Annotated in this window: 20 protein-coding genes; 7 read left to right on the top strand and 13 right to left on the bottom strand. The window is 68.7% G+C overall.

Annotated features, from left to right (window positions below; translation table 11 throughout):
* Positions 1 to 58 precede the first annotated feature (58 nt).
* Entirely contained in the window at positions 59 to 328 is a 270-nt protein-coding gene (gene rpsO / locus AC1RSI_RS10240) for a 30S ribosomal protein S15 (protein WP_008261985.1), read from the top strand.
* Between the two features lie 245 nt (positions 329 to 573).
* On the top strand, positions 574 to 2811 hold the full coding sequence (pnp, locus tag AC1RSI_RS10235; protein WP_008260258.1) for a polyribonucleotide nucleotidyltransferase: 2238 nt from the start codon (positions 574 to 576) through the stop codon (positions 2809 to 2811).
* A gap of 69 nt (positions 2812 to 2880) precedes the next feature.
* Here the strand turns inward: pnp and AC1RSI_RS10230 are convergent, their stop codons facing one another.
* Both AC1RSI_RS10230 and rph read right to left on the bottom strand, forming a co-directional pair.
* Positions 2881 to 3360 carry a hypothetical protein gene (locus AC1RSI_RS10230; RefSeq protein ID WP_291756075.1) on the bottom strand — a complete coding sequence of 160 codons (480 nt, stop codon included), beginning with the start codon at positions 3358 to 3360 and terminating at the stop codon, positions 2881 to 2883.
* Positions 3361 to 3424: 64 nt separating this feature from the next.
* Entirely contained in the window at positions 3425 to 4150 is a 726-nt protein-coding gene (gene rph, locus AC1RSI_RS10225) for a ribonuclease PH (protein ID WP_008259300.1), read from the bottom strand.
* Positions 4151 to 4203: 53 nt separating this feature from the next.
* Here rph and hrcA point away from each other — a divergent pair, with 53 nt between their 5' ends.
* The gene (gene hrcA / locus AC1RSI_RS10220) at positions 4204 to 5298 is read left to right on the top strand and encodes a heat-inducible transcriptional repressor HrcA (protein ID WP_052005170.1); all 1095 of its coding nucleotides are present in this window, start codon (positions 4204 to 4206) and stop codon (positions 5296 to 5298) included.
* Positions 5299 to 5342: 44 nt separating this feature from the next.
* Positions 5343 to 5930: a nucleotide exchange factor GrpE gene (gene grpE / locus AC1RSI_RS10215; protein WP_372705007.1), complete on the top strand. Its 588-nt coding sequence runs from the start codon at positions 5343 to 5345 to the stop codon at positions 5928 to 5930.
* A 99-nt stretch (positions 5931 to 6029) separates the two neighbouring features.
* Here the strand turns inward: grpE and AC1RSI_RS10210 are convergent, their stop codons facing one another.
* The 7 genes from AC1RSI_RS10210 to rpe all read right to left on the bottom strand — a co-directional run bounded on the left by AC1RSI_RS10210 (position 6030) and on the right by rpe (position 14341).
* Positions 6030 to 8111 (bottom strand): S8 family peptidase, encoded by a 2082-nt coding sequence (locus AC1RSI_RS10210; protein ID WP_230307749.1) that lies wholly within the window; start codon positions 8109 to 8111, stop codon positions 6030 to 6032.
* A gap of 252 nt (positions 8112 to 8363) precedes the next feature.
* Positions 8364 to 9263 (bottom strand): dienelactone hydrolase family protein, encoded by a 900-nt coding sequence (locus tag AC1RSI_RS10205; protein ID WP_154726325.1) that lies wholly within the window; start codon positions 9261 to 9263, stop codon positions 8364 to 8366.
* 62 nt (positions 9264 to 9325) lie between these two features.
* Positions 9326 to 9670, bottom strand: coding sequence for a GNAT family N-acetyltransferase (locus AC1RSI_RS10200; protein WP_230307652.1), 345 nt, complete (start codon positions 9668 to 9670; stop codon positions 9326 to 9328).
* A 134-nt stretch (positions 9671 to 9804) separates the two neighbouring features.
* Positions 9805 to 11409 carry a bifunctional phosphoribosylaminoimidazolecarboxamide formyltransferase/IMP cyclohydrolase gene (gene purH, locus AC1RSI_RS10195; RefSeq protein ID WP_154726324.1) on the bottom strand — a complete coding sequence of 535 codons (1605 nt, stop codon included), beginning with the start codon at positions 11407 to 11409 and terminating at the stop codon, positions 9805 to 9807.
* Between the two features lie 81 nt (positions 11410 to 11490).
* Positions 11491 to 11835 carry a hypothetical protein gene (locus AC1RSI_RS10190; RefSeq protein WP_154726323.1) on the bottom strand — a complete coding sequence of 115 codons (345 nt, stop codon included), beginning with the start codon at positions 11833 to 11835 and terminating at the stop codon, positions 11491 to 11493.
* A complete protein-coding gene (locus AC1RSI_RS10185) occupies positions 11832 to 13679 on the bottom strand; it encodes a heparinase II/III family protein (protein ID WP_154726322.1) in 1848 nt (615 codons plus the stop codon). The genes AC1RSI_RS10190 and AC1RSI_RS10185 overlap by 4 nt, the downstream gene beginning before the upstream one ends.
* Positions 13676 to 14341 (bottom strand): ribulose-phosphate 3-epimerase, encoded by a 666-nt coding sequence (gene rpe, locus AC1RSI_RS10180; RefSeq protein ID WP_154726328.1) that lies wholly within the window; start codon positions 14339 to 14341, stop codon positions 13676 to 13678. Before rpe ends, AC1RSI_RS10185 begins: the two co-directional genes overlap by 4 nt.
* Positions 14342 to 14443: 102 nt before the next feature.
* Between rpe and rhuM the strand changes: the two genes are divergently transcribed.
* On the top strand, positions 14444 to 15499 hold the full coding sequence (rhuM, locus tag AC1RSI_RS10175) for a RhuM family protein (RefSeq protein WP_008260382.1): 1056 nt from the start codon (positions 14444 to 14446) through the stop codon (positions 15497 to 15499).
* Here the strand turns inward: rhuM and AC1RSI_RS10170 are convergent.
* Both AC1RSI_RS10170 and AC1RSI_RS10165 read right to left on the bottom strand, forming a co-directional pair.
* Positions 15496 to 16833: an RsmB/NOP family class I SAM-dependent RNA methyltransferase gene (locus AC1RSI_RS10170; RefSeq protein WP_154726321.1), complete on the bottom strand. Its 1338-nt coding sequence runs from the start codon at positions 16831 to 16833 to the stop codon at positions 15496 to 15498. The two genes, rhuM and AC1RSI_RS10170, sit on opposite strands and share 4 nt — an antisense overlap.
* Before the next feature lie 65 nt (positions 16834 to 16898).
* The gene (locus AC1RSI_RS10165) at positions 16899 to 18875 is read right to left on the bottom strand and encodes a potassium transporter Kup (protein WP_035308235.1); all 1977 of its coding nucleotides are present in this window, start codon (positions 18873 to 18875) and stop codon (positions 16899 to 16901) included.
* A gap of 168 nt (positions 18876 to 19043) precedes the next feature.
* Between AC1RSI_RS10165 and AC1RSI_RS10160 the strand changes: the two genes are divergently transcribed.
* Both AC1RSI_RS10160 and AC1RSI_RS10155 read left to right on the top strand, forming a co-directional pair.
* Positions 19044 to 19514, top strand: a complete 471-nt coding sequence (locus AC1RSI_RS10160; protein ID WP_008264287.1) for an Rrf2 family transcriptional regulator — start codon at positions 19044 to 19046, stop codon at positions 19512 to 19514.
* Positions 19515 to 19545: 31 nt separating this feature from the next.
* A complete protein-coding gene (locus AC1RSI_RS10155; protein ID WP_154726320.1) occupies positions 19546 to 20343 on the top strand; it encodes an SDR family NAD(P)-dependent oxidoreductase in 798 nt (265 codons plus the stop codon).
* Between the two features lie 3 nt (positions 20344 to 20346).
* On the opposite strand, the gene lpdA is transcribed toward AC1RSI_RS10155, so the two are convergent.
* Both lpdA and AC1RSI_RS10145 read right to left on the bottom strand, forming a co-directional pair.
* Positions 20347 to 21765 (bottom strand): dihydrolipoyl dehydrogenase, encoded by a 1419-nt coding sequence (lpdA, locus tag AC1RSI_RS10150; RefSeq protein WP_154726319.1) that lies wholly within the window; start codon positions 21763 to 21765, stop codon positions 20347 to 20349.
* Between the two features lie 467 nt (positions 21766 to 22232).
* A complete protein-coding gene (locus AC1RSI_RS10145; RefSeq protein ID WP_447941252.1) occupies positions 22233 to 23924 on the bottom strand; it encodes a dihydrolipoyl dehydrogenase family protein in 1692 nt (563 codons plus the stop codon).

The following is a 23924-nucleotide window of genomic DNA, read 5'->3' as shown; positions in this document are numbered from 1 at the left end:
CCGAGACCCCACGGCCTCAAGTAGCGCGAAGCGCGATAGGCCAAGAAAGGACTCTTCGATGTCGGTTACTGCTGAACGCAAGCACGAGATCATCGCCGATAACGCCCGCACCGCTGGCGACACCGGCTCGGCCGAGGTTCAGGTCGCGATCCTGTCGGAACGCATCTCCAACCTGACCGAACACTTCAAGACCCACAAGAAGGACAACCACTCGCGTCGTGGCCTTCTGAAGATGGTGTCGCAACGTCGCCGCCTGCTCGACCACCTGAACAAGGTCGACGCCGGTCGCTACCAGGCGCTCATCGCCAAGCTGGGCCTGCGCCGCTAAGGCGTCGGATCAGTGTAGAATAAGCTTTCGAGGCGCGGGCGGTCACGTCCGCGCCTCGTTGTGCGACTAGAGACGACCTGTGCGCCGCAGGACTTACGGCGCAGTTGCGAGGGCCATGCCGGTCCTCTCCCGGTCGACCGCGATGGCGCGGCGACCTCTGGATCGAAGGACTGAACGCCGACGCATCCGCCCCCAATGATGGGACCCCGCACGGAATACGCCGTCCGGGATACGAAAGACGAAATATGTTCGATATCAAACGCAAGACGATCGAGTGGGCCGGACGCCCGCTGACCCTGGAAACGGGCCGCATCGCCCGCCAGGCCGACGGCGCCGTGCTGGCGACCTACGGCGAGACCGTGGTTCTGGCCACCGTCGTCTATGGCCGTTCGCCCAAGCCGGGTCTGGATTTCTTCCCCCTGACCGTCAACTACCAGGAAAAGACCTTCGCCGCCGGCAAGATTCCGGGTGGCTACTTCAAGCGTGAAGGCCGTCCCAGCGAGAAGGAAACCCTGGTTTCCCGCCTGATCGACCGTCCGATCCGCCCCCTGTTCGTCAAGGGCTTCAAGAACGAGACCCAGGTCGTCATCACCGTGCTGCAGCACGACATGGAAAACGATCCGGACGTGCTGGGCATGGTCGCCGCCTCGGCCGCCCTGACCATCTCGGGCGTGCCCTTCATGGGCCCCATCGGCGCCGCGCGCGTCGGCCTGATCGACGGCGAACTGGTTCTGAACCCGACGGTCGACCAGATCCCGGGCTCTGACCTGGACCTCGTGGTCGCCGGCACGCAAGACGCCCTGATGATGGTCGAATCCGAAGCCAAGGAGCTGTCGGAAGAGAAGATGCTCGAGGCGCTGATGTTCGCGCACGCCGGCATGCAGCCGGTGATCGACGCCATCATCGATCTGGCCGAACACGCCGCCAAGGAGCCCTTCGACTTCCAGGCCGAAGACCACTCCGACGTCGTCACCTCGATCAAGAAGCTGGTCGGCGAGGACATCAAGGCCGCCTACACCCACCCCGGCAAGTACGACCGTCGCTCGGGCGTCGATGCGGCCAAGAAGACCGCCGCCGCCGCCCTGGTGAAGACCGACGAGAACCCCGAGGGCGTCGACAGCTCCAAGTTCGCGGCCGCCTTCAAGGAATGTGAAGCCGACGTCCTGCGTCGCGACATCATCGAGAACGCCCACCGCGTCGACGGCCGCGCCCTCGACAAGGTCCGCGCCATCGTGTCGGAAGTCGGCGTCCTGCCGCGCACCCACGGTTCGGCCCTGTTCACGCGTGGGGAAACCCAGGCCCTGGTCGTCGCCACCCTGGGCACCGGCGAGGACGAGCAGTACATCGACAGCCTGCAGGGCACCTACAAGGAAAGCTTCCTGCTGCACTACAACTTCCCCCCCTATTCGGTGGGTGAAGCCGGCCGCATGGGTTCGCCCGGCCGTCGCGAAATCGGTCACGGCAAGCTGGCCTGGCGCGCGATCCGTCCGATGCTGCCGTCGAAGGAAGACTTCCCCTACACCATCCGCCTGGTCTCCGAGATCACCGAGTCGAACGGCTCGTCCTCGATGGCCACGGTCTGCGGTTCGTCGCTGGCCCTGATGGACGCCGGCGTGCCGCTGATCCGTCCGGTCTCGGGCATCGCCATGGGCCTGATCCTAGAGCCGTCGGGCGAGTTCGCCATCCTGTCGGACATCCTGGGTGACGAAGATCACCTGGGCGACATGGACTTCAAGGTCGCCGGCACCTCGGAAGGCATCACCAGCCTTCAGATGGACATCAAGGTCGCCGGGATCACCAAGGAGATCATGAAACAGGCCCTGACCCAGGCCTCGGCCGGTCGCCTCCACATCCTGGACGAGATGTCCAAGGCCATGGATGCGCCGCGCGCCGAACTGGGCGAGCATGCGCCGAAGATCGAAACCATCAAGATCGCGGTCGACAAGATCCGTGAAGTGATCGGTTCGGGCGGCAAGGTGATCCGCGAGATCGTCGAGAAGACCGGCGCCAAGATCGACATCGGCGACGACGGCACCATCAAGGTCGCCGCCAACGACCAGGAGAAGATCGACGCCGCCAAGGCCTGGATCCAGTCCATCGCCTCGGAACCGGAAGTCGGAACCATCTACTCCGGCAAGGTCGTCAAGGTCGTCGATTTCGGCGCCTTCGTGAACTTCTTCGGGGCCAAGGACGGCCTGGTCCACGTGTCCCAGATCGCTCTGGAACGCGTCGCCAACCCGGCCGACGTCCTGTCGGAAGGCCAGGAGGTCAAGGTCAAGTTCCTGGGCTTCGACGATCGCGGCAAGACCAAGCTGTCGATGAAGGTCGTCGATCAGACCACGGGCGAAGACCTGACCGACAAGATCAACGCCGAACGCGCCGAGCGCGGCGAAGAGCCCCTGTCGGACGACACCGGCGGCCGTCCCAAGCGCGAAGGCGGCGGTGATCGCGGTGGTGATCGCGGTCGTCGTCGTCGCGACTAGGACCGAGCCACACGGCTGAATGAGAAGGCCCCGCCGGCGACGGCGGGGCCTTTTTCATGGCGGCCTGTCCTAAGACCGGCACGCCGCCGGCGGATCGCCGTCGCGCGCCCACAATTTGCAGGACCGGTCGATCTCGCCCTGGATCAGGTCGCAGGGGTTGGCGGCGTTGCAGGGCGGGTGGGTCGCAGGGCTGACCTGGATGCAGCGTTCCACCAGGCGCGCGGACGCCGCCTCGCCGATCTGCTCACGACAGGGGATTTCACTGGCGGGAATCCGCTCGGGCCTCATGTCCGGTCCTTCCGGAATCCGGGCCTGAGTGTCTTCCGACGGCGCCGGCGTCGGCGCTGCGGGGGTCCCGGCCGGGGCGGGGCCAGGAGCGGCGGGGCTGGGGACCGCCGACGAAACGGTCCCAGAGGAAGAGGCGTCAGAGGAAGAGGCGCCAGAGGAAGAGGCGTTGGGGGCGTCGCTTCCGGGCTGACAGGCCGCGACCGTCAGGGCGAAGGCCAGAACGGCGGCTGAGGCGGAACTGATGAACAGGGGGCGGCGCATCGGCATCTCCGGGCAGGGACGGATCACCCAGACGATGAACCGTCCCCTTAACGCGCGAAAGCCCCTATCGGCGCACCGCCTCCAGCGCGGCCTTTTGCAGGGCGAACAGTTCGGTGCAGCCTATTTCGGCTAGGGAGAACAGCCGGTCGAACTCGGCGCGGGAGAAGCCGCGCTTCTCGCCGGTGGCCTGGACCTCGACGATCTGGCCCGCGCCGGTCAGGACGAAGTTGGAATCGGCCTCGGCCTCGGAATCCTCTTCGTAGTCCAGGTCCAGCACCGGCACGCCGTCGCAGACGCCGCACGAGACGGCCGCCACCTGGTCCAGGATCGGGTCGGACTTCAGCACGCCCTCGTCGCGCAGATAGTTGAGGGCCGAGGCCATGGCGACCCAGGCGCCGGTGATGGAGGCGGTGCGGGTGCCGCCGTCGGCCTGGATGACGTCGCAGTCCAGCACCACCTGACGTTCGCCCAGGGCCTTTAGATCGACGACGGCGCGTAGCGAGCGGCCGATCAGGCGCTGGATCTCCTGCGTCCGGCCCGTCTGTTTGCCGGCGGCGGCCTCGCGGCGGCCGCGGGTGTGGGTGGCGCGGGGCAGCATGCCGTATTCGGCCGTGACCCAGCCCTGGCCCTTGCCGCGCATCCAGCCGGGGATGGTCTCCTCGACCGAGGCCGTCACCAGGACCTTGGTATGGCCGAAGGTGATCAGGCACGAGCCCTCGGCGTAGCGGTTGACGCCGGTCTCGATGGTCACGGGACGCAGTTGATCGTCGGTGCGTTGCGAATGGCGCATTGAGATGAGTCCTTGGAAGCGGGGGCTGCGGTGCTTATCCTGAAACCGTGAGCCTGTATGCCCCCAAAACCCCGCCCTTCGACGGCGCCCAGTCCTTTGCGGGGCTGGCGGGTCTGGATGCGCGCGCACGCGACATCTTCCGGCGCATCGTCGAATCCTATCTGGAGACGGGCGAGCCGGTGGGATCGCGCACCCTGTCGCTGGGCGGGATCGCCCTGTCGCCGGCCTCGATCCGCAATACGATGCAGGACCTGACCCTGGCCGGGCTGCTGGCTGCGCCCCATACATCGGCGGGGCGGATCCCGACCCATGCGGGCCTGCGCCTGTTCGTCGACGGCCTGCTGGAGGTCGGCGACCTGACGAAGGAGGAGCGGCGCGAGATCGACGGCCGGCTGGCCGGGCGCGGCCGCAACTTCGAATCCGCTCTGGACGAGGCGTCGAACCTGTTGTCGGGCCTGGCGGGCGGCGCGGGCGTGGTGTCCAGCCCGGTGCGCGAGTCCGGCGTCAAACACGTGGAGTTCGTCGCCCTGGGCGGGGATCAGGCCCTGGCGGTCATCGTCGCCGACGACGGCACGGTCGAGAACCGGATCATGACCCTGGCGGCGGGAGTCACGCCCTCCACCCTGGTGGAGGCCTCCAACTTCCTCAACGCCCGCCTGCGCGGCCGGCCCTTCGCCGACGCCAAGCGCGAGATGACCCAGGAACTGGAGATCGCCCGGCGCGAACTGGACCAGACCGCCGCCCGCCTGGTCGAGGACGGATTCGCCGCCTGGTCCGGCGGCCCGGACCGCGAGCGCGCCCTGATCGTGCGCGGCCGCGCCAATCTGTTGCAGGACGGCGAGGGGCTGGCGGATCTGGAGCGGGTGCGGGTCCTGTTCGACGACCTGGAGCAGAAGGAACAACTGATCGGCCTGCTGGACGGGGTGGATGCGGCGCAAGGCGTGCGGATTTTCATCGGCGCCGAAACGCGGTTGTTTTCACTTTCGGGTTCCGCCGTGATCGCGGCGCCCTATATGAGCGGCCGACAGCGGGTCCTGGGCGCCATCGGCGTCATAGGCCCCGCAAGATTGAACTACGCCCGTGTCATCCCGTTGGTGGACTATACCGCCCGGGTGCTGGGCCGGATGCTGGACGGGAACGACAAGTGAGCGACAAGCCCCTTAACGACGACTTCAACGAACTGGACGCCGACATGGCGGAAACCAACGCCGAACACGGCCTGGACGCCGATCCCTCGGACAATCTCGCGCCGCTGGACGCCGTCATCGCCGAGCGCGACGAGTGGAAGGACCGCGCCCTGCGCGTCGCCGCCGAGATGGAGAACCTGAAGCGCCGCGCCGAGACGCAGCAGAACGACGCCCGCGCCTTCGCCATCCAGCGCTTCGCCAAGGATCTGCTGGGCGTGGCCGACAATCTGGAGCGCGCCCTGATGGCGGCGCCCAAGGACACGGACGGCCCGACCGTGGCCCTCGTGACCGGTCTGGAAATGACCCAGAAGGCCCTGCTGCAGGCGTTCGAGACCAATGGACTGAAGCGCGTCGCGCCCGAGGCCGGCGAGGCCTTCAACCCCCATCTGCACCAGGCCATGATCGAACAGCCGTCGGACACGGTTCCCGGCGGCGCCGTGCTCCAGACCATGCAGTCCGGTTTCGAACTGTTCGGCCGCACCATCCGCCCGGCCATGGTCGTGGTCGCGGCCAAGGGCTCGGGCGCGCAGGGCGCCAACCCCTATGGCGCAGCCCCCGCGCCCGAAGGCCAGACCTTCGACGGCAAGGCCTGATGTGAGGACGTGATTGGTGAGGGGTGAGTAGTGAGCTGCGGTGTCTCCGCAAGCCGCTCACCTCTTGCTCACGACTCACCATTCACCAGTCACTCCCCCTCAGAACCTCCGCCGCCATCCGCCGATCAAGGCGAATTCCGGCGCGGCGTCCGCAACATGGCGCGGCTGACGGCTGGCCACGGCCTGGATCGTCAGGTTTGAGCCGTCCCACAGACTCCGCTCGCCGCCCAGGATGAAATCGATCTGGCGGCCGCTCGGCGTGGCCGAGAAACTGCGGCGCGAATAGGTCAGGGGGTCGAAATACTCGACCGGCACATCCGCCAGCCAGGCCGAGAAGGCGCCGCTTTCGATCCGCAGCGGCTGCGACAGGGTGAAGCTGATCCGGTCGCAGAGCGCCGAACACCCTGTCAGCAGGCCCAGACGCCAGTTCGAACTGATCGCGGCCTGGTCCATCGACAGGAACCGGCCCTCGCTCCGGGTCGAGCCGACGCCGGCCTCGCCGATCAGGGCCAGGCCGGGCCTCAGGGTCCAGTCGCCGCCCACCGCATAGAAGCGGGTGCGCGACGGCAGGGCGAAGTCCGATCCGCCGGGCAGGAAGGCCCCCAAGGGCCCCAGACGCTCGTCCAGGCCGCCGATGCTGACCGACAGGCCGCCTTCTGCGCCGCGCCAGGCCAGGGTGGCGCGGCTGTAGCTTGACGCCTCCGCCTCGACCCGCCTCAGCGGCATACGCCGGTCCCCGCCCCCGCTCTCGGCCGCAAGGGTCAGCGACCCGAACCGCAGGGCGCCGCGCGCCGCATGATCCGCCTGGGCCAGGGCGGCGAAACCGTCGCCGGCCGCGTCGAAGGGCGACCGCGCCCCGCCTCGACCCTGCCATGTGGCGAAGCTCAGCCGGCCCATCTCCAGGTCCAGCATGGCCTCCTGACGGGGTTCGTCGCCCAGCCAGGGCGCGTCGGTCAGGTCATAACGCGCAGCGATGGGCTCGGGCGTCTCGACCGGCTCGGACGCCGTCAGATTCAGGCGGCCCCCGTTCGGCAGGGCCAGCCGGGTCGTCGCCGTCCGGCTCGGCTCGAACGGGGCGGCCTGGTACGAGCGGCTGGGCGCGGTCGGATAGGCCCCGCCCAGCTGGACCGCGAACATCCGGTCATAACCGTCGAACAGGACGGTCCCCAGGGCGGTCTGGCGCGAGAAGGCGTCGCCGAAGGCGGGGCCGACGAAACTGCCCGGCTCGGTCTCGGCGACGATGGAGCCTCCGTCGGCCATCGGGGTCGAGCTCGTTCCCACCGGCCGGAAGGCGTTGGCCAAGTCCAGCAAGCCCCGGCCGTAGACGATGTCGGTCCCTGCGTCCCCGGCGTCGCGCGCCGTGTCGAGAAGGATGGCCAGGGCCTGACGCGCCGAAAGATTGGGGAAGGCGTCCATCAGCAGGGCCAGGGCGCCCGAGACATGGGGCGCCGAGAAGGAGGTGCCGTTGATCCGCCAGCAGCGGGTCCCGTCGCAGCCCGTGATGACGTCCTCGCCCGGCGCGGAAATATAGGCGGCGGCCGTGGCCCCCGCGCGGTTCGAAAAGCTGGACATGACATTGGTCTCGCCGTGCGAACCGACGGCGATGACAGAGCCGGAGAACCGGGGATCCACCGCATATTGCGCAGGCCAGCCGGGATTGGCCTCGCCGTCATTGCCCGACGAGGCGACGATGACCGCCCCGGAATCGACCGCGCGCAACAGGGCCGCCTCGAAGGCGGAGCCCAGCCGACCGTCGCCGCCCAGGGACATGTTGATGATCTTAACCCCGTTGGCCACGGCGAAGTCCAGTGCCCGGACCAGGTCTGAACTGCTGAAACAGACGTCGTCGTCCTCATCTTTACAGTCGGAGATGTCGGTGCGGATCGACAGTATGGTCGATTCATAGGCCACGCCGACCGAACCCAGTCCGTTGAAGTTCGAGGCGATCACCCCCGACACCAGGGTTCCGTGGCTGTCGTTCGCGACATAGGGGGTGTTGCGGCCCGGAACCACGTCGGTCGAGGCGGTGGAAATCCGCCCGACCAGATCGGCCTGGCTGTTGCTGACGCCGGAATCCACCACAGCGACCGTGACGCCGTTTCCGGTGGCGCCGGTCTGCCACCCGACCTCGGCCTTCATATTGGCCAGGCCGTAGTTCCGCAGATACTCGGTGGAGGACACCGAAGGGGGCGGCGGCGGCGGAGGGGGCGGAGGAGGCGGCGGCGGAGGAGGAGGCGGCGGAGGAGGAGGCGGCGGTGGTGGCGGCACGACGGGCGTTACGACGCCCCCGCCGCCGCCTCCCCCGCCCCCACAGGCCGCAAGGGGAAGAAACAACAGGCCTACACCCAGCAGAACCGCCCGGCTTAACCGCAAACCGCCCATGTCACCCTCCCTGACGCAGAGCCCTCCGCAATGCGTCACATCAGTAGCAATTCAACTCCTTAACGCTTTGTCGAGGTGGGCCAGAAGTTTCGCCCATGCGTCCCGGGCGTCCGCCTCGGCGTAGCTGGCGCGGTAGTCGGCGTGGAAGCCGTGCGGCGCGTCCGGATAGACGATGATCCGGCTGTCGGTCTGGCCCGCTCGCGCCAGGGCCTCGCGCATCCGCTCGACACTGGCCAGGGGGATGCCCTGGTCCTGGCCGCCGTACAGACCCAGGACGGGCGCCTTCAGGTCATCGGCCAGATCGACCGGCCACGGCTGGCCGGATGAAACTTGCACCGGCGTCGCGTCGGGGGCCGGCGCCAGACGGCCGTACCAGGCCACGCCGGCGCCGATGACGGCGAAGCGCGCCGCCGCCTGCCACACCACCTTGCCGCCCCAGCAGAAGCCGGTGATCCCGACCTTGCCGTCCCGCGCCCACAGCTGCTGACTGGCCCAGTCCAGGGTCGCCGACAGATCGCCCATCACCTGCTCATAGTCGGCCGCCCCGACGATCTGCATGATCCGGCCCATGTCGGACAGGGGCGCCGGATCCTCGACCCGGTTGAAGAAGGCCGGGGCGATGGCGGCGTAGCCCTGCTTGGCCAGGCGACGGCAGATGTCCTTGATATAGTCGTGGACGCCGAAGATCTCGGACACCACCACCACGACTGGAAAAGGCCCCTCGCCCGCCGGCCGCGCCACATAGGCCGGCAGTTCGAACCCGTCCGGCGCCGGATAGGTCACCTCGGCGGTCTCGAGCCCGGCGGCGTCGGTGGTGATGGGTCGGGCCTCCTTGGCCAGGGCCGCGACCGCATAGCCCGAGAAGAGCAGCCCCCCCAGGGCGCCCACCGCCCTGCGGCTCAGCTTCAGATCATCGGGGGTCTGGCCTTCGGGACGGATCAGGGTGGTCATGGGACGGCTCCAGAAACGGGGTGCCGCAGACCATCACGGCGCGCCGGGGGCGTCCAGTCAACTTAGGCGGAAGTCGATCCGATTGGTTTGGCGAAACAGACAGCCTCCGGTCGGCCGACATAGCGGCCATAGGGCGGAATTTCGCGATAGCCGGCGCGGAGATAGAAGCCCACGGCCACCGTGTTGACGCGGCGCGTTTCCAGACGGATTTCGTCGTAGCCGAGGCTTTTCGCCTTCGCCTCCAGAGCCGCGAGCACGACCGAACCCACGCCCTGTCCGGCGACCGCCGCGTACATGCGTTTGATTTCGGCGACGCCCGGCTGGAGCGGACGCAAGGCGCCGCAGCCTATGGCCCGCCCCTGCTCGTCCCGCGCCAGCAGGAAGGCGGCGCCCGCCCCCCCGAACATCGTCCTCGTCGAACGAGGCCTGGCCGCTGGAGCCCGTGATCGCCGCCAGTCGCTGGGACAGGGCGGCGATCAGGACTTTGGCGTCGGCATGGTCGGGGTCGGCGTCCTCGATAAGGATCATCCGGGGTCGATCCTCAGTGCCGGAAGACCCGCACCCCGGTGAAGGCCATGGCGATGCCCTGCTCGTCGGCGGCGGCGATGACCTCGGCGTCGCGCATCGAGCCGCCGGGCTGGATCACCGCGGTGGCGCCGGCCGCGACGGCTTCCAGCAGGCCGTCGGCGAAGGGGAAGAAGGCTTCCGAGGCGCAGGCCGAACCCTGGGCCAGGGAATGGGCCAGTCCCTTGGCCTCGCCGGCCTCCTTGGCGCGGATCGCGGCGATGCGGGCGCTGTCGCGACGGTTCATCTGGCCGGCGCCGATGCCGGCGGTCTGGCCGTCCTTGGCGTAGACGATGGCGTTGGACTTGACGTGTTTGGCCACGGTGAAGGCGAACAGCATGTCCTGGATCTCGGTCGGCGTCGGCTGGCGGCGCGTGACGATCTTCAGGTCTTCGGGCTTGATCAGCGATCGGTCGCGGCTCTGGACCAGGAAGCCGCCGGCGACCGAGCGGAACACCTCGCCCGGCCCGTGCGGATCGGGCAGGCCGTCGGTGATCAGCAGGCGCAGGTTCTTCTTGGCGGCGAAGACTGCCTTGGCCTCATCATCCGCGCCGGGGGCGATGACCACCTCGGTGAAGATGCCGGTGATGGCGCGGGCGTCGTCGCCGTTCAGCGGGCGGTTGACCGCGATCACGCCGCCAAAGGCCGAGACGGCGTCGCATTCCAGCGCACGGGCGTAGGCTTCCGACAGATCCTTGCCGACCGCGACGCCGCAGGGGTTGGCGTGTTTGACGATGACCACGGCCGGGGCCTCGAACTCCGCGACCAGCTCATAGGCGGCGTCGGCGTCGGCGATATTGTTGTAGCCCAGCTCCTTGCCCTGGATCTGGGTCGCATGGGCCACGCCGGGACGGGCCTCGCCCGTGCGGTAGAAGGCGCCGGTCTGGTGCGGGTTCTCGCCGTAGCGCAGGGTCTGGGCCAGAGAACCGGCGATGGACTTGCGGGCCGGGGCGGCGTCCTCGACCTGGCTTGCGAACCAGCCGGAGACGGCGGCGTCATAGGCGGCGGTGCGGGCGAAGGCGCGCGCGGCCAGCCGCTTGCGCAGGGCCAGATCGGTCGAACCCTCCGCCTTCAACGCCTCGAGGATCAAGCCGATGGACTCGCCGTCGACGGCGACGGCGACATAGCCGTGGTTCTTCGAGCCCGAACGGATCATGGCCGGACCGCCGATGTCGATATTCTCGACCGCCGCCTCGAACGAGCCGCCCGCAGCAACAGTGGATTCGAACGGATAGAGGTCGATCCAGACGATATCGATGGCGCCGATGCCGTGGTCGATCATTGACTGGGCGTGGTCGGCGGCGTCGCGCACGCCCAGCAGGCCGCCGTGGACGACGGGGTGCAGGGTCTTGACCCGACCGTCCATCATCTCGGGGAAGCCGGTCAGGTCGGCCACGTCCTTGACCGGCAGGCCCAGTTTGGCGATCGCCGCGCGGGTGCCGCCGGTCGAGACCAGTTCGACGCCCAGGTCGTTCAGGGTGCGGGCGGCGTCTTCCAGTCCGGCCTTGTCGGACAGGGAGATTAGGGCGCGTTGCGGCTTGACCCGGTCGGGGGCGGGCGGGAAGTCGGGAGCGGCGGGCATGGCGGCGTCCGTAAAGGCTGGGGGAGGATGGCGCGGCGTCTAGCACCGGGGCGCTTGTGCGTCACCCCGTATGCGGACGGATCAGAGCAGGCCGAACCAGCGAAGCGCGTTGAGGACCAGCCCAAGCGTGATCAGCGGACCGAATACCCGAAAGGTGTGACGCGTGCATCGCTCGGGAAAGAAGGTGTCATAAGGACCGTCCGGGCGGGCGCCGTAGCGGACGGCGACGGCGGTCAGAGGACACTTCAGGCCGCAGCCGACGAAGACCACGACCTCAATGGCCACCAGGGTCAGGGCGACGTAAAGCCACGGCCCGCTTCGCCCCGAAATCCCAGCGTAGAGGACGGCGAAAGAGGCCACGGACATGACGATATAGATGGCCGTATGCAGACCGCGCACGATCCACAGGCGGCCGGCGTCGGTCACGTCGGATCGCCGCTCGCGCCCGCCGGGCTCAGCTTCCAGCGGATCCGGCTCTCGCTGTCGGTGCGGGCCGAGCCGCGCACCACGATCTGCAGCGAGCGGCGGGTCAGGCCGGCGTCGATATGGACGCTGGGTTCGATGGCCACGTCGGGGCCGTCGGTGCGGAACCACCAGCCCCGGCCCGAGGCGCCGCGCAACAGGATCGAGCGACGGTCCCGCGCCAGCGAGGCCTGAACTCCAGGCTCCAGATGGAAGCGGATGGCGTAGGGGGCCGCGATCTGGCGGATCATCTCCTTGCGGCCCGGCGTCGGGAACAGCTTCTCCTCAGCGCGCAGTTCGTCCATCCGCTGGTCCAGATAGAGGCGGCGCTGGTGGTTCAGGCCGAAGGCCTCGTTCCAGCCGTCATGCTCCATGTCCAGCCAGACGGCGCCGTCGCCGTCGCGCTGATCGGTGGTGACATGGATGGGCGGCCCGACCAGGCGTGGACCCAGCAGCTCGCCCTTCCAGCCGCCCAGCGGCTCGTTCAGCGACCGCTCGCCCAGGGTCAGGGTCGAATGGCCGGGCGTCAGCCGCAGGGCCTGACGATCCGTCGCCCGCGGGGTCCAGCCGGAGCCGGTCACCAAACGATCCTTGCCGCAGGCGATCTCCAGCGCCATCGGCTGGGCGCAGGCGGACGCCCCCCAGGCGCCCCCGGCCGGCGAGGCGGCGTCGGCGATGATGGCCAGCAAGGGGCTGGCGATCCGCGTCAGGCCGGCGACGGTTCCGGTCGGCGGATGAGCGGGATCGCCCTTGGTCGTGGCGGTCTCGTCATGGGCGCGAGCGGCGGCGACACGGGCGACGGTGGACGGTCCCCCGCCCTGGAAACTGGCCAGGCGGCCGTCGGGCAGGGTCAGAAGCCGCAGGCCTTGGGTCAGACGGGCGATGGCGCCCGACACGGCGTCTGGCGTCGGCTCGGACAGCTGGGCCAGGGCGTCGTCCAGGGTCAGCAGGTCGAGCAACAGCTCCAACCCGGCCTCGGGACTGCGTGACGCATGGCCGCCGTCGTCCAGGACCGTGGTCTTCAAGGCGTTCGTCAGGCCGCCTAGGGCGCGCCGCCGCAAGGCCTGACCCGGCGCCCCGGCCAGAACGCAGCCGCCGACAGCCGCCGCCGTCAACCGTTCGGCCCGGGTCGCCAGACCGCCGGGCGGGCGCAGCAGCTGTCGGGTCTGGCGCGCCAGGCTGTCGGCCAGTTTCAGCCGTTCGGCCTCGGTCGCCACCGCGCCCATCTTGCGGGCGGCGCAGGCCAGGTTGATCACCCGGCGCGGCAGAATTTCGGGACCCCAGGCGAAGGGCGACCAACGCGCGAAAGTGTCCGCCCAGGCGAGCGTCAGACGCAAGGCCTCGCGCGCGCCCCGCTCTCCCTGGGCCATCAAGGCCGGCAGCCAGTTGAAGGCATGGAGTTCTACGGCGAAGGGTCGTGACGGGCTGGGGCGGTTCCACGGATCCGCCGGCGCCTCGACCTCCATCGAGGCGCCAGCCAGAACGAAACGACCGACCAGCAGATTCTTGCCCGGCGCGGGATCGTGGGGCCGGAAATCGCGGGGCGTGGCCGCGAAGGCCGTGACCTTGCCCCCGCCCAGGAACGGGCTTAGCGTCAGGCTGTAACCCGGCAGGCCGTACAGCTCGATCCACAGTTGACGGGTGACCAGGCGTCCGGCGATGGCCGGCCACAGGCCCGGTCCGGTCGCCGTCTCGCCCGACCGCACCGGGGTTCGCACCGGCGCGCCGGCCAAGCCGGGGATCTGACCCGAGGCCACGTCGGGCGTGGCTTCGGCGCCGCGCGGGGCGAAGGGACTGATCGGGCTCACGCGGCGGCCGGGACGGCCTTCAGGGCGGCGATATTGGTCGCATAGTCGCCCTTGAACACGAAGGAGCCGGCGACCAGGGCGTCGGCCCCGGCCGCGACGCAGGCCGCCGCATTGGCCGAGGTCACGCCCCCGTCCACCTGTAGATGGGCCGTCGATCCGGCGCGGTCCAGAATGGCGCGGGCGCCGGCGATCTTGCGCAGCGAACTGTCGATGAATTTCTGTCCGCCGAAGCCGGGATTGACCGACATGATCAGCACCAGGTCCACCAGATCGACCACCTCTTCGAGGATCGACAGGGGGGTGGCCGGATTGAACACCACCCCGGCCTTGGCCCCCAGCTGGCGGATGCGGCCCAGGGTGCGGTGCAGGTGCGGCCCGCTTTCGGGATGGACGGTCAGCAGGTCGGCCCCGGCGTCACGGTAGGCTTCCAGCCAGGGATCGACCGGCGCCACCATCAGGTGCACGTCGAACGGCAGGCTGGTGTGCGGACGGATCGCCTTCACGATGTCCGGACCCAGGGTGATGTTCGGCACGAAATGACCGTCCATCACATCGACATGGATCCAGTCGGCGCCCGCGGCTTCCAGCGCGCGGACCTCTTCTCCCAGCCGCGCGAAATCGCTGGCGAGGATGGACGGGCAGATCAGGGGGGTGAGGGCCATGGCCACGGGATAAGGCGGCGAGGCGGGTCGAGCAACCGGCTTGGCGAAGACGATCCGCCGTGTTCTACTCTTGTTCACGCCAAATCCACCCTGGAAGCCCCGATGTCGATGGAAGACCTGTCCGCCGCGGAACCGGTCCGAGTGTTCGAGGACGGGTCCGGCGACCGCTTCCTGATCTATGGCGCCCATGACGGGGCGCGGGTCGAGATCCGCTTCGACGGCGACGCCCTGTGGATGAGCCAGGCCCAGATCGCGGGCCTATTCGGCCGCGACGTCTCCGTGATTTCGCGCCACATCGCCGCCATTCTGGAAGAGGGCGAATTGGGCGAGGCCGCCGATTTGCATTTTATGCAAATTAAGGGGCCGGCAGATCGCATGGTCAGGGCCTACAGCCTCGATATGGTGATCTCGGTCGGCTACCGGGTCAGTTCGGCGCAGGCGACCCTGTTTCGTCGCTGGGCGACGGCGGTGTTGATCCGCTTCGCCACGCGCGGCTTCGTCGTCGACGCCGAGCGGATGAAGGCTGGTGGCGAGCAGGATCGCATCCGCGAACTGCGCGACATCATCCGCGACATTCGCAGCGAGGAAGCGAATCTCTATGCGGAAATCCGACGCATCTGCAGCCTGTGCCAGGATTATGACCCCAAGTCGGACGCTTGGCGAACCTTCTATCGCAATACCCAGGCCAAGCTCTGCTTCGCCGTGACAAGCCAGACGCCCGCCGAGGTGCTGGTGGCGCGCGCAGACCCGGCGGCGGCCGACATGGGCTTGCAGACCTGGAAGGGCGAACGGATCGGCGCGGCCGATGCGACCGTGGCCAAGAACTTCCTGGCGCCGGGCGAGGTGCGGGAGTTGAACCGGCTGACCGACCTGTTGCTGACCATCTTCGAGGATCAGCTGGAGACCAGCCGTCTGACGACCATGGCCGAGGCGGCGGCCCTGCTGGATGCGCAGTTGAAAGGGCTGGGCCGCGTCGTACTTACCGACGGCGGGCGCGTGTCCCGAGACGACGCCGACCGCTACGCCAAGGCGGCCTACAAGGCCTTCGACGCCGAGCGGAAGGCGCAGGAAAAAGCGAGGATCGAGCGGGATTACGCCGAACTGCGCAAATCCGCCGACACCCTGTCCGCGTCGAACCGCGCGTCTCGAAAACCCTAGGCGATCCGTTCCAGCTTGGCGGCGAAGAAGCCGTCCAGGCCACCGTGTTCGGGCCACATGGACGGCAGGATGCGCAGCCAGCCTTCGGGCGTCAGGGCCTCGGGCGGGGCGCCCAGGGCCGCAGGGTCCGCCGCGACAGTGCGGAAACCGGGGTTGCGGCGCAGGAAGGCGATGACCTGGGTCTCGCCCTCCTCGCGCTCCAGCGAACAGGTGCAATAGACCAGACGGCCGCCCGGCTTGACCCGTTCGGCGGCGGCGTCGAGCAGCCGGTGCTGGACATCGGCCAGTTTGGCGACCTCGGCCGGCTTGGTGGCGCGCAGGACTTCGGGGTTGCGGCGGAAGGTGCCTGTGGCGGTGCAGGGGGCGTCCAGCAGCACGGCGTCGAAGGTGCGGTCATCCTCCCAGTCCTCGGCCGGCACGGCGATCACCTCGGCGGTAAGGCCGGTGCGCTCGAGATTCTGGCTGAGGCGTTTGAGGCGCGGGGCCGAGCGGTCCAGGGCGACAACCGAGGCGCCGGCGGCGGCCAGTTGCAGGGTCTTGCCGCCGGGGGCGGCGCACATGTCCAGGGCGGTCTCGCCGGGCTTGACGTCCAGCAGACGGCCGGGAACGGCGGCGGCGGCGTCCTGGACCCACCAGTCGCCGTCGTCGAATCCGGGCCAGGTCGCGACGTCGCCGCGACGGCCGGTGCGGACGGTGCCGCCCTCAAGCGCCTCGCCCTCGACGGCGGCGGCCACGGCGGCAGGATCGACGCCGGGCTTGAGGCTGAGATCCGTCGCCGGCTCCTCACGGGCGGCCAGGGCCAGGCCGGTGAGGGCGGCCTCGCCATAGGTCGCCTTCCAGCGAGCGGCGATCCAGTCGGGCAGATTGCTCTCAGCCGTGGTCAGGCCGGGGCCGTCGCGGCCGACGCCGCGCAGCACGGCGTTGACCAGATTCTTGTAGGGCCGGGTCTTGGGATCGCGCTCGGCCAGCTTCACGGCCGTGGACACGGCGGCGAAGGCGGGGGTCTCCAGCACCAGGGTCTGGGCCAGGGCGATGCGCATCAGGGTGCGGACCGCCTCGGGCGGCGACTTCTGCAGACGGCGGTTCAGGATCTGGTCGATCTCGCCCAGACGACGCAGGGCGGCCATGGCCACGGCGCGGGCGAAGGCGCGGTCGACGGGCTCCAGCGCGCGGGCGGCGGGCTGGGACAGGGCCTCGTCCAGGCCGTTGCGCTTCTCAAGCGCGGCGTTCAGCAGGATGCCCGCCACCACCCGGGCCTCGACGCCGATGTCGTCCTGCGACGGAGCTTGCGCCACCTCGACCGGCGCCGGGCGCGGCCGGCCCTTGGTCGCCATGCGGCGACCGCGCGCCTGTGAGCTGTGACCGCCGCCCCGTCCTTCAGAACCGCGTCCTTCGGAACTCATACGGCCACCTGCGCGCCCAGCTCGACCACACGGCCGGGCGGGATATGGAAGAAGTCGGTCGGATTGGCGGCGTTGCGCATCAGGAAGATGAACAGCCGGTCCTGCCACAGGGGCATGCCCTGGCGCGCCGACGGGATCAGCGAGCGGCGGCCCAGGAAGAAGCTGGTCGACATGATGTCGAACTTCAGCCCCTGTTTGCGGCACAGGCCCAGGGCGCGGGGCACGTTCGGCGTCTCCATGAAGCCATAGGTGATGGTCAGCTTCTTGAAGTCGTCGTTGATCGGCTCCATCCGCACCCGGTCGGCTTCCTTGACGCGCGGCCGTTCGGAGGTGCGCACGGTCAGGATGACGTTCTTCTCGTGCAACACCTTGTTGTGCTTGAGATTGTGCATTAGGGCGACCGGCGCCACGTCGGGATCGCTGGTCAGGAAGATCGCGGTGCCAGGCGCGCGGTGCGGCGGTCGGGCCTGAAGCATCTCGATCAGGTCGTTCAGCGGCAGGCTGTCCTTGCGGGTCTTGGCCGTCAGGATCTGGGTGCCGCGCACCCAGGTCCACATGATCAGGACTAGGCAGGCGCCCAGGACCAACGGCATCCAGGCGCCGTCTGGGATCTTCAGCAGGTTGGAGGTCAGGAAGACGCTGTCGATGAAGGCGAACGGAACCAGGGTCCCGGCCACCGCCCACATCGGCCATTTCCAGCCCTTGCGGATCACCGAATAGGCCATCAGCGTATTGACCAGCATGGTCCCCGTGACGGCCACGCCATAGGCGGCGGTCAGATTGTGCGAGCTCTGGAACACGACCAGCAAGACCAGCACCCCGATCATCAGGAAGCTGTTGACCGCCGGCACGAAGATCTGGCCGGCCTGGGTTTCGGAGGTGTTGCGGATGTCGATGCGCGGCAGAAGGCCCAACTGGACAGCCTGTTGGGTGACCGAGAAGGCGCCGGTGATCACGGCCTGAGAGGCGATGACGGTGGCGGCCGTGGCCAGGATCAGCATGGGCCAGTAGGCGAACTCGGGCACCATGTTCCAGAACGGGTTTTCGGCCGAGCCGGGATTGTCGAGGATCAGGGCGCCCTGGCCCAGATAGTTCAGCGTCAGGCAGGGCAGGACGAAGGCCAGCCAGCCCATGCGGATCGGCGCCTTTCCGAAATGGCCCATGTCCGCATACAGGGCCTCCGCGCCGGTCACGGCCAGGAAGACGCTGCCCAGGATGATGAAGCCCAGGAAACCGTCCTTCAACAGCAGCATGACGCCATAGTGGGGCGACAGGGCGCGCAGCACGCTGACGTCGTCGAAGATGTGGTACAGGCCCAGCCCGCCCAGGCACAGGAACCAGACGGCGGTGATCGGGCCGAAATATTTGGCCAGGCTGGCGGTGCCGCGCGACTGGGCCATGAACAGGGCGATCAGGATTCCGGCCGAGATCGGCACGATGAACGGATCGAGCTTGCCCGACAGGCCCGGCGCGTCCTGCAGGCCCTCGACGGCCGACAGAACCGAAATGGCGGGCGTGATGATGCCGTCGCCATAGAAGAGGGCCGCGCCGCAGACGCCCAGGATGAAGATCCAGGCGCTGCGCCGGCCGACCGCGAACTGGGCCAGGGCCATCAGCGACAGGGTGCCGCCTTCGCCCTTGTTGTCGGCGCGCATCAGGAAGAAGACGTATTTGAACGTCACCACCACCATCAGGGCCCAGAAGGCCAGGGAGACGACGCCGATCACGGCCAGGTCGCCGCCGACGCCCGACTGGGCGTGGGCGATGGCTTCACGCAGGGCGTAAAGCGGGCTGGTGCCGATGTCGCCGAACACCACGCCGATCGCGCCCAGGGTCAGGGCCCAGAAGCCGCCGTGCTTGGCGATCTGGCCCCCTGGAGCGTGGGACTCGGGTCCCGTGGCGTGGGTGGGTTTGTCCGGCGTGTTCGACGCGGCGGGGAGAGCGCCCGCGTCGTGGGGAGTATCCCCGGCCATGCGTATCCTCCGGGTCTCCGACGACAGGTCGAGCCCTTCAAAGCGGCGAGCCTTTAGGCCCATTCCGCGCCCGCTTCAATCGTGGGCGCGGGGATTCGGTTTCCCCTTGCACCACAAGGATTTGTGATTCGGTCCAGGAGCGCCTATTTTCCTTACAGGAACACAACCATGTCAGACAGCCAGCGCTTCCCCGTCGCCGCCCACGCCTTGGCCTATATGGCCCACAAGGGCGCTTTTTCGCCTGCCCAGGCGGCGCCCAGCGCCTTGCTGGCGGCGTCCGTCCCGACCAATCCTGTCGTGGTGCGGCGCGTGACGGCGCTGCTGGCCAAGGCGGGACTGATCGCCACCCGTCCCGGCGCCACCGGCGGATCCTGGCTGCTGCGCCAACCGGAAGACATCCGACTGGACGAGGTGCTGAAGGCGGTGAACGGCTGCGCCCACATCGGTTCGCCCCCCGCTGGGGCCAAGGGCTGCCCGATCAGCGAACATATTCCCCGCCAGGTCGGCAAGGCCCTGACCGCCGCCGACGAGGCCGCGACCGAGGCCCTGTCCAAGATCACCATCGCCGACCTGCTGGACGAGAACCCCGTCTCCCTGGCCGCCTATACGCCCCACGCCTCCTGCCCCGTCGCGGCATGAGCATGGGACCTGGGCGGCGCCGGATCGACGCATGAAGCGGACGGTGCTGATCACGGGCGCCTCCGCCGGCATCGGCGCGGCCCTGGCCCGCGCCTACGCCGCCGAGGGCTGGGACCTGATCCTGACCGCCCGGCGAGAAGGGCCGCTCGTGACCCTGGCCGAGGCCCTGTCCGCCGCCCATGGCGTCGTCGCGACCGTCCTTCCTGAAGACCTGTCGGACCCAGCGGCGCCCGAACGTCTGATCGCCGCCGTCACGGCGCGCGGCCTGACGGTCGACGGCCTGGTCAATAATGCGGGCTTCAGCCGCGTGACCGGCTTTCTCGACACCGACCTGGCCGCCCACCGCGCCATGATCCAGGTCATGCTGACGGCGCCGGTCGAGCTGTCGCGCCTGCTGCTGCCCGGCATGGTCGAGCGACGCTTCGGCCGGGTGCTGAACGTCGCCTCCCTGGCCGGCCAGATGCCCGCGACCGGCGGCGACACCCTGTATGGACCGATCAAGAGCTTCCTGATCAAGGCGTCACAGGGCCTGTATCTGGAGACTTTGGGAACCGGGGTCCACGTCACGGTGCTGAACCCCGGCTACACCTTGACCGAGTTTCACGACGTCAACGGCTCGCGCTACCAGGTGTCCAGCGCCTATCCCGCCTGGATGTGGATGGACGCCGCCCGCGTCGCCCGCATCGGCTACGACGCCTGCGAGGCGAACCGGCCCAGCGTGACCCCCGGCGTCATGAACAATCTGATGGCCGGCCTGGCCCGCTTCCTGCCCGACGGCCTGGCGCTGCGCATGGTGGCGAACCACGCCAGGCGGCTGGACCGGCTTTAGCCGTCAGATGTGGATCGCGTGCCCCAGGGCGCGCAGGGACGCCTCGTGGAAGGCCTCGCCCAGGGTCGGGTGGACGTGGATGGTTCCCGCCACATCCTCCAGCACCGCCCCCATCTCCAGCATCTGGGCGAAGCTGTTGCTGAGTTCCGACACATGCTGGCCGACCGCCTGGACGCCCAGGATGCGGTGATCCGACTTGGAGGCGATGACCCGCACGAAGCCGCCGTCCTCGCCCGCCTCGATGGCCAGGGCGCGGCCGATGGCGGCGAAGGGGAAGACGGACTGGATCACGTCGTCACTGCCCGCGACATCGTTCGGACCCAGACCGGCCGAGACGATCTCGGGCTCGGTGAAACAGACGGCGGCGATGGCGACCGGATCGAACACCCGGTCGTGGCCACCCTTTCCTGAAGAATGGGCGATGATCTCCGCGACCACCTCGCCCTGGGCCGAGCCCTTGTGGGCCAGCATAGGCTCGCCGGTCAGGTCGCCGACGGCCCAGACGTTCTTCATTGAGGTGGCGCAGCGGTTGTCGATCTTCACGAACGGACCGGCCATGGCCACGCCCATGTTCTCCAGACCCCAGCCCTGCGTGCGCGGGCGACGACCCACGGTGACCAGCACCTTGTCGGCGTCCAGTTGCAGCGGTTCGCCGTCCTTGGTCGTGACGTTCAGCCTGCCGTTCCCGAACCCGCCGGCCCGCGCCCCCAGGTGCAACTCCACCCCGTGCGTCTCCAGCCACTTCGCCACCGGATCGGTCAGGGCCTTGTCATAAAGGGGCAGGATTCGCTCGGCCATTTCGACGATGGCCACCTCGGCGCCCAGCTTCCTGAAGGCGATGCCCAGCTCCAGCCCGATATAGCCGCCGCCGACGACGACCAGCTTCTTGGGCACGTCCGACAGGCTCAGCGCCTCGGTCGAGGAGATGACGTCGCCGCCAAACGGCAGGAAGGGCAGTTCGACCGGTGCCGAACCCGTGGCCAGGATCACGTGTTCGGCGGTGATGCGGATGTCGCCGTCGTCGGTTTTCACCACGCAGGTCTTGGCGTCCTCGAAGGCCGCCCAGCCCTTGATGACCTTCACCTTGGCCTTCTTCAGCAGGGCCGTGACCCCGGCGTTCAGCTTACGGACGATCCCGTCCTTCCACTCGACCGTCTGCTTCAGGTCGATGGCCGGCTTGGCCGCCGTGATGCCCAGCGTCCCGCCCTCAGCGGCCGCCTTGGCCACGGTCTCGAACTTGCCCGCCGCATGGATGATGGCCTTGGACGGAATACAGCCGACGTTCAGGCAGGTCCCGCCCAGGCCGTCGCCGCCGTCCACGAGCACGGTGTCGAGCCCCAGCTGGCCGCAACGGATGCCGGCGACATAGCCGCCGGTCCCGGCGCCGATGATCAGGACTTTGGTCTTGAGGGTCTGGGTCATAATATCCGGTCAGTGTCGATCAGCACGAGATCGCGCCAGGCTGTAGATTTGACGACCGCGGATACTGTCTCTCCGCGCAACTTCAACGATTTCGGTCCGCCACCACGAACGTCGCTTCGCCACGACGATCACCCGCTGTCCCGGTAGAATGCGTCCTGCACCGTCCAGCGAATAGATCGGCTCTCGCCCGCAGCTTGTCTCATAGCGTGGAGAAGTTCTTGCATAAAACGGCGCCCGACCGCCCCGAATCGTCCGCTCGCCTCGGATTGCGTAACGATCTCGCGCAATGCCTCCGGAGGTCCAGAGCCTACCGAAATAGATGAGATCTGCACCGTCGATCATCGCTTTGTCGCGCTCACGCTCCAACTGGGCCGTGATGTCGTTGGGCGATGCAACATAGGTGCACGCGAGGGTAGGCCCGGCGACGAATGCCGCCGCAAGCGCGAGAGCAACGACCCGCACCAACCTCACCCCATCCAAAGCGTCGCGGGCTGTTCCAGAAGCCCCTTGATCCGCTGAACAAACACCGCCGCATCATGCCCGTCGACGATCCGGTGGTCGAAGCTGGACGACAGGTTCATCATCTTGCGCACGACCATCTGGCCGTCGCGGACCACGACCCGTTCGGCGATCTTGTTGGGGCCGACGATGGCGACCTCGGGGTGGTTGATGATCGGGGTGTGGACCACCCCGCCCAGGGTCCCCAGCGAGGTGATGGTGATGGTCGAGCCTGACAGTTCCTCGCGCTTGGCCGAACCGTCCTTGGCCGCGCCCGAGACGCGGGCGATCTCCAGAGCCGTGTCCCAGGCGTCGCGCGCCTCGGCGTGGCGGACCACCGGCACCATCAGGCCGTTCGGCGTCTGGGCGGCGATGCCCAGATGGACCGGGGCGTGCTGGGTCAGGACGCCGGCCTCGTCGTCATAATGGGCGTTGATCTGCGGCTGGTCGCGCAGAGCCACCACGATGGCGCGGGCGAGGAAGGGCAGCAGGTTCAGCTTGGGCTGATCCTTCGCCTTGGTCGCGTTCAGGTGGGCGCGAAGCTCCTCCAGCGCCGTGACGTCGATCTCCTCCACATAGGTGATGTGGGGAATGCGGCGCACGCTGTCAGCCATCTTCTCCGCGATCTTGCGGCGCAGGCCGATGATGCGGACCTCGGTGGTCCCTTCGGCCCGAGCGAAGGTCGAGCCGGCCGCCGGTGCGGTCGCCGGCTGGGCGCCGCCACGCGCGATGAAACCGTCCAGGTCCTCGTGCGTGATCCGCCCGGCCGGCCCGGAGCCGGGCACGAAGGTCAGGTCCACGCCCAGATCCCGCGCGCGGTTGCGCACGGCGGGCGAGGCGGACGGGCGTTCGCCGGGCGCGCGGCCGGTCAGGGCGGGGGGGACGGACTTGCCCCCCTCCCCCGCTGCGCGGGTACTCCCCCCAGGAGGGGGAGATTTTGGTGCGGGCGTCAGCGCTGATCCTCCCCCCTTGGGGGAGGTGTCGCCGGAGGCGACGGAGGGGGCGTGAACGGGGCTCTTGGCGACATTTCCGGCGCCCGCCACATCGAACGCCACCAGCGGCCCGCCGACCGGAACCTGCTGTCCCGCCTCGCCGTACAGGGCGACCACGGTCCCGGCGACCGGCGAGGTGATCTCCACCGTCGCCTTGTCGGTCATGATGTCGGCGATGATCTGGTCTTCCTCGACCACATCCCCGACCTTGACGTGCCAGCCGACCAGCTCGGCCTCGGCCGTGCCTTCGCCGACGTCGGGCAGTTTGAAGACGTAGTTGCCGGTGGGTGCGGCGTCAGCCCCCTCCGTCGCCTTCGGCGCCACCTCCCCCAAGGGGGGAGGATTGGATGCTGCGCGATCTCCCCCCCTTGGGGGGAGCACCGGCGAAGCCGGGGAGGAGGGCGTCGCCTCATCCGCATTCCCCGCCCCCTCGACCTCGAACTCCACCAGCGGCCCACGCACCGGCACCATGGCGCCGGGCTCGCCGTGCAGGGCGATGACCTTGCCGGACACCGGGGCGGTGATCTCCACGGTGGCCTTGTCCGTCATGACGTCGGCGACGATCTGATCCTCGGCGACCGTGTCGCCGACCTTGACGTGCCAGCCGACCAGCTCGGCCTCGGCGGTGCCTTCGCCCACGTCGGGCAGTTTGAAGACGAAACGACCCAT

The sequence above is a fragment of the Brevundimonas sp. GW821-FHT10E09 genome (assembly GCF_058809375.1).
This window is presented reverse-complemented; position numbering and strand designations above follow the sequence as displayed.